The sequence below is a fragment of the Paenibacillus sp. A3 genome (assembly GCF_001399685.1).
Taxonomy (GTDB): domain Bacteria; phylum Bacillota; class Bacilli; order Paenibacillales; family NBRC-103111; genus Paenibacillus_G.
Genome location: NZ_JTHN01000106.1, coordinates 34,637 through 41,004, shown reverse-complemented (window position 1 = coordinate 41,004; position 6,368 = coordinate 34,637). Strand labels below are relative to the sequence as shown.

Sequence of the window (6,368 nt, the reverse complement as noted above, 5' to 3'; positions counted from 1 at the left end):
GCCTTTGTCTCCGGATTCTCCCCGCCTAATGGGTTATTGAATCAAAGAATCCGGGGACAAGAGCGATCGGAAGAATGATCCGCTTGCGCAGCGACCTGTTATTCACCGGGCTCTGATGGGTCACCAAATGAAGGAGTGAGGAAAGATGAAAAGAAACAAGACAGCTTGTCTCGGCGCGATTCTGCTGACCGGCGCAGTACTGCTCCCGGCTTGCGCGAGCGACACGAAAGAAGGCGGGTCCAAGGGGGACTCCACAGTCACGATCACGCAGTTCGTTCCCGATCTTCCGGATAAAACCTATGTAGAGAAGCTCATTCCGGAATTCGAAGCGAAGCACCCGAACATCAAGGTCAAGATCATGAAGACGCCTTACGCAGAGTTCGATTCGAAGCTGCAGGCGATGATCGCCGCCGGCACGGCTCCCGACATCACCTCGCATTGGGGCGAGGGCGGCTTCATCGAATATTACGACAAGGGCTTGCTGCGCGACCTGACCGACCTGATGAAAGAGGACAATTTCAAAGCGTCCGATTACGGCATTCCCGACAACCTGATGGACATCTACAAGATCGACGGCAAAAACTACGGCATCCCGGTTTACAGCTATGTGACGATGCTCCTCTACAACAAGGACATGTTCGACAAAGCGGGCATCCCGTACCCGCCGTCGAGCTACGAAGACAAGTCTTGGACGTTCGACAAAATGATCGAAACCGCCAAGAAGCTGAGCAAGCCGAGCGACGATTTTGAAAAAGTAGAGTTCGGCGTGGACTGGGGCTGGGGCGAGAAGGATATGCGTCCGGTGTATTTCGGAGCCAAAGTCTACTCCGACGACACGTGGACGAACGGCGGCCATGCGACATCCTTCCACTTCAATTCGCCGGAGATCGTCAAAATCAACCAGCGCTTGGCCGACTTGATCCTGAAGGACAAGGTGATGCCGTCGCCGGAATTCACCAAGGCTGTTGCCGGGCAAGGCGGCGATCCGTTCGCCACCGGACGCGTAGGGATGTCCGTCGCCGGCGCCTGGATTCTCGCCTCGGTCAAGGACTACAGCTTCAAGGTCGGCGTGGCCGCCGTCCCGTACAGCGGCAGCGACAAGAACCGCAACGTGCTGTACGTCGACCCGCTTCTCATCCTGAAGGATTCCAAGCATCCGAAGGAAGCTTACGAATGGATCAAATTTCAGCTCGGCAAAGACATCCAGGAAAAGTCGATCGAGCTGAGCGGCGGCACGCCTCCGGCCAACCAGCAGGCAGCGGAAAAGTATTTCAGTCTCTACGCGCCGGCGATCGACGCCAAAGACATGAAGAACGTCGTCGAGGGCGGCCTGAAATACGGCGTCGAATCGTATAACCATCTGATCACCCACTACTCCGAGATTTTGAACATCGTCAAGAACGAGCTGGACCTCGTGGACAACGGGCAAAAATCCGTGGCCGAAGTCAGCCCGCAGCTGGAGAAAAAGGTGAACGACCTGCTGAAGGAGAAAAACGCCGGCAAAGCCAAAAAATAAGCGCGTAAACTTCCTGACCCTGCCGCGCAACGACTCCCCTTGCACCCCGGCCTCTCCTTGCGGAGGGGCCGTACGGAGCTATGGTATACTAATGCTTATATGAACGAATACCGATCCGGGAGTTTGATCTGAAATGAAAAAAGTAAGCATATGGGACGTCGTAAAAAAATCGGGACTGTCGCTCGTGACCGTGTCGAAGGTGCTTAACAATTCGCCCACGGTCCGGGAGAGCAACCGTCAGAAGGTGCTGCAGGCCATTCAGGAGCTGGATTACCGCCCCAATGCCGCCGCCCGCAATCTGGCGCGGGGGTCGACGGGACTGATCGGCCTGACGCTGATCACCCTGCAGGATTCGGTGTTCGACGGCATCGTGCATGCCGTGAACGAAGCGCTGGAGGAGAACGGCTATTTTTTGGCGCTGAACGTGTGCTCCTCTCCGGACGGCGGTTTGAAGCCGACCAACTTTTTGTTTCAGGAAGACCGGGTCGACGGCATCATCGTGCTGTCGCCCATGGAAGAAGAGCAGTATGTGCTGGAGCTCAAACGGAAGAAAATCCCGTTTGTCATTATCGATAATCAGATTGAAAAAACAAATGCCACTACGGTGAATGTGGACAACTACACGGGCGGCTACGAGGCGACCAAGCATTTGATCGGCCTGGGACATACGCGCATCGCGCACGTGAGCGGGCCGGAGCTGTTTCTCAGCGCCCGGGAACGCAGACGCGGATTCGAAGCGGCCATGGCCGAAGCGGGATTGACGCCGCTGGCCGTGGCCTGCACCGAATTCAACATCCGCAGCGGCTTCGACGTCGCCAAGGCATGGCTGCGCAGCGGGAACGTGCCGACGGCCGTCTTCGCCGGCGAAGACGGCCTTGCGCTCGGCGTCATGGACGCGTTCCGGGACGAAGGGTACCGCATTCCGCGCGACCTTTCCATCGTCGGGTATGACGACCAAGTGTTCGCCGCCGATATTCATCCGCGTCTGACAACCGTCAGGCAGCCGATGGAGCAGATGGGGCAGCAGGCCGTCCGCCTGCTGCTCAAGCTGATCGACGGCTCCATGAAACGGAATACTTCGGTCTGCTTGAAGCCGGAACTGATCGTGAGAGAATCCACGTCGCCTTATTCCCCCTCACCGTAGCTGGCTCTATAGGACGGGAGTGGAGTACATTGAAATACTACTTGGGGATGGATGCCGGCGGCAGCAAAACGTATGCCGTCATTACCGACGAAACGGGCCGGCTGGTCGCAGCCGGCAAGGGCGGCCCCGGCAACCATCAGATTGACCGCGATACGGCCGCGCAGAGCATCCGCCAAGCCGTTGCGCAAGCGCTCAGCCAAGCAGGCCTGCGCGAGCAGGATATTACCGCGGCCTGCTTCGGACTGGCAGGCGCCGACCGCGAAGCCGACTTCCGCATATTGCGGCCGATGATCGCCGAGCTGGAACTGCCCGGCTCCGACGTCGTCTGCGACACCGTCATCGCCCTGCGCGCCAGCACATCGAAGCCGTACGGCGTCGTGGCGATTTGCGGCAGCGGCACGAACTGCGTCGGCGTCTCCCCTGCGGGCGAGATGTACCAATGCGGCGGCTTCGGTTACCAGTACGGCGATTTCGGCGGCGGCGGGGACTTGGCGGCGGAAGCGTTCCGGGCCGTCATCCGGGCATGGGAAGGCCGCGAGGAAGAGACGCTGCTGACCGCTTTGGTCACGAAGGAGCTCGGCTATCCTTCGGTCGAACATATGTTCCATTATTTTCTGGACCATGCGCTGCCTGTCCCCCTTGAACTGACGCCGCTGCTATTCGAAGCCGCCGCCCAGGGAGACCGCGTGGCGGCCCGCATCCTCCGCGTGCAGGGAACGGAGCTCGGGCTGGCGGCCCGGGCGGTGATCCGGCGTCTGGGAATGCAGGGGGAGACCTTTGATCTGGTGCTTGCGGGCAGTGTACTGACACGAGGAGACGGGCAATTCGTTCATCCGTATATCGTTGATATCGTGCAGCCGGAGGCGCCGGGCTGCCGGCTTCAGGTACTGGATGTAGAGCCGGTGGTCGGGGCGATCTTGCTGGCCATGGAAAAAGACGGCACGACCGTCTCCGAGCCGGTGCAGGAGCAAGTCCGACGCATATCCGATTTGAAGGGAGTGCTTGCAGGTGGTTGAAGCCAACGGACTGAAAGTCGTCGTGATCGGCGGCGGGTCTTCGTACACGCCGGAGCTGATCGAAGGTTTTATCGTGCACCATGACCGTTTTCCCGTCACGGACCTGTGGCTGGTCGACATCCCGGAAGGGGAGCACAAGCTGCGCATCGTCGGACAGCTTGCGCAGCGCATGGTGGAGAAATCGCAGTTGCCGATCACGGTCCGCTTGACGACCAATCGCCGGGAAGCGCTGGCGGGCGCCGATTTCGTCACGACGCAGCTGCGTGTCGGTCTGCTGGAAGCGCGGATCCGGGACGAGACGATTCCGCTGCGCTACGGCATGATCGGCCAGGAAACGACCGGTCCGGGCGGCATGATGAAGGCGCTGCGCACGATTCCCGTGCTGCTGGATATCGCCAAGGACATGGAGGAGCTGTGCCCGGACGCCTGGATGCTGAACTTCACGAATCCGGCGGGGATGGTGACGGAAGCGATCCTCAGCCATTCGAAGATTCGGGCCGTCGGCATCTGCAATTCGCCGATCGGGGTGTACAAGTGGCTGGCCGGCCTCTACGAGGTGCCGATGGAACGCATCTACGCCGAATTCGTCGGCTTGAATCACCTGCATTGGGTCACGCAGGTGCGGATCGACGACGAATCGAAGCTGGAGGAACTGCTGGCGAACCGCGACGGCTATTCCGCCAAAAACGTCCCGCAGTACGAATGGAACGCTTCGTTCATCCGTTCGCTCGGCGCCATTCCGACATACTATTTGAAGTATTTTTATTTGACCGAAGAGATGCTGGCCGACCAAGTCGAATCGTCCGCCCGGGAAGGCACCCGCGCCGAAGTAGTGAAGCGGCTGGAAGACGAATTGTTCGAGCTGTACCAGGACCCTGAGCTGGCCGAGAAGCCGAAGCAGCTCGAGAAGCGCGGAGGCGCATACTACTCAGAGGCCGCCGTCAACCTGATGACGTCGCTGTACAACGATACGCGCGACATCCAGACGCTGAACGTCCGCAATCAGGGCATTCTCGACTTCCTGCCGGCGGACGCCTGCATCGAGGTCAACTGCGTCGTCACGAAGCAGGGGCCGATTCCGCTGCCGGTCTCGGTCGCGCCGGAAGCCGCCAAGGGCTTGATCCATGCGGTGAAAACATACGAGCGCCTCGCGATTGCCGCCGCCGTCTCGGGCGACCGCGGACTTGCGCTGCAAGCGCTCGCCCACCATCCGCTCGTGACCTCGGTCAATAAAGCGGAGCCGATGCTGGACGAGATGCTGGAGCAGAACAAAGCGTTTTTGCCGCGTTTTTTCGCCGCCCAGACCGTGTAAGCAGTTCTAATGCTTAAAACCTTAAAATAGACTTACAGCAAGCCGGCATCGGTCGCCGAACCGATAGCCGGCTTGTTCGATATGCGCGGTACAAAAATCCATGTTTCAACCCGGCCGGAAACGGGTAATTGCATGCAAGTGTCCGCCCGCCCCAGACTACCGGCGACCCTCCGTCCGCAGAATTAAATTAGACGAAGGTGGTGTTTCTATGGTAATGGGAGGTTTATTGTTCCTGTTGGTTGTCCTTGCCGCGATGTACCTGCTATACAGCCGCCCCGCGCAGTGGAAGACGGTGCTGTCCGCTTCCGGGCCTGAGACCCGCGACCTTCAAGCGAGGCACGCCTTCTTAAAGTCGAAGCAGGTGAAATGCCGGGTGAAATCCGATACCGATGCGGCCCTGAGCGCGATTCAGACGGCGGCCGAAGCCGTCGATCTCCATCACCCCGAAAGCTTGAAGCTTGATGTGCACGCCAAAGATTTAGACAAAGCCGAAGCGCTGCTGCTGCAGTATGAGGAGAAGCAGCCGACGGCCTCGGCTCCGCTCTAATCTTATATTCTCGCCAGCACTCCCCTGCCGACCGGCGGCCTCGCGCCCGGACGCAGGGGATTTGCCGTTATACGAACCTTTTGCCGCCATGAAGGTTAAGGCTCGCCGCCAAAGGTCAGGTTGTCGAAGCGGAACGGACTGGCCGCGTATTTGAAGCCGAGCCGGAAGCCTGAGCTTTCGATGGAGACGGAGCGCAGATGCGGGATCTTGACAATGCTGCGGACCAGCCGGTCAAGCAGCGCACGGTTGCCGCTGCGGATCGCCCGGACGACGATGCAGGCGAACGGGCGGTTCACGACAATTTCCCGATAGAACGGCAGAATCGCCTTGGCGATGGCGCGGTGAACCTTGGTATTGAAATAAAACTGCGTCGTCCCCGGACGAACCGTGGTGGCGTTCGAATACAGCACGATCGGCTTCGGCGCGTCGAAATCGACGAAATAGCCGATGCCGTTCGTGGACAACGACGCATACCTCCGCTCGCTCAAGCCGACTTGCCGAAGCAGCCGTAGCAGCGTATCCAGATCCGCGCGGCGCACACCGCGGGTCCACGCTGCGGCATAAGCGGGGTCCGAAGCAATCCGCCTGTAAAACGGAATCATGGCGGCCAGCGTCTTCCGCAGCACCGGTACCGTTACGAGACGGTTCGTTTCTTTTTCATCGTTCGTTTTCACAATGACTCTCTCCTTTCTATGCATTCCCCCTTCTTTTCACCTTATGTTTTCTTGGCCGCAAGGTGCGAATTTTGCGCCGTCTCTTATAAAAGAGAGAAAAATCCCTCCCATTTTCATAGATACCGTCCAAGATTCGGATGGAAAACGTGTAAAAGTCCG

Annotated in this window: 6 protein-coding genes; 5 read left to right on the top strand and 1 reads right to left on the bottom strand. The window is 59.0% G+C overall.

Going from position 1 to position 6,368, the window contains the following annotated elements; genetic code table 11:
- The first annotated feature begins 145 nt into the window (after positions 1 to 145).
- From QJ48_RS17075 to QJ48_RS17055, 5 genes are all read left to right on the top strand, one after another.
- The gene (locus QJ48_RS17075) at positions 146 to 1,516 is read left to right on the top strand and encodes an ABC transporter substrate-binding protein (RefSeq protein ID WP_054974756.1); all 1,371 of its coding nucleotides are present in this window, start codon (positions 146 to 148) and stop codon (positions 1,514 to 1,516) included.
- 133 nt (positions 1,517 to 1,649) lie between these two features.
- Entirely contained in the window at positions 1,650 to 2,660 is a 1,011-nt protein-coding gene (locus tag QJ48_RS17070) for a LacI family DNA-binding transcriptional regulator (protein ID WP_054974755.1), read from the top strand.
- A 29-nt stretch (positions 2,661 to 2,689) separates the two neighbouring features.
- Complete coding sequence (locus QJ48_RS17065; RefSeq protein WP_054974754.1) at positions 2,690 to 3,676, top strand: N-acetylglucosamine kinase; 987 nt, start codon at positions 2,690 to 2,692, stop codon at positions 3,674 to 3,676.
- Positions 3,669 to 4,988, top strand: coding sequence for a 6-phospho-beta-glucosidase (locus tag QJ48_RS17060; protein WP_054974753.1), 1,320 nt, complete (start codon positions 3,669 to 3,671; stop codon positions 4,986 to 4,988). The genes QJ48_RS17065 and QJ48_RS17060 overlap by 8 nt, the downstream gene beginning before the upstream one ends.
- A gap of 208 nt (positions 4,989 to 5,196) precedes the next feature.
- A complete protein-coding gene (locus QJ48_RS17055) occupies positions 5,197 to 5,535 on the top strand; it encodes a hypothetical protein (protein WP_054974752.1) in 339 nt (112 codons plus the stop codon).
- Positions 5,536 to 5,630: 95 nt separating this feature from the next.
- Here QJ48_RS17055 and QJ48_RS17050 read toward each other — a convergent pair whose 3' ends face one another.
- Entirely contained in the window at positions 5,631 to 6,209 is a 579-nt protein-coding gene (locus QJ48_RS17050; RefSeq protein WP_054974751.1) for a hypothetical protein, read from the bottom strand.
- Positions 6,210 to 6,368: the final 159 nt, after the last annotated feature.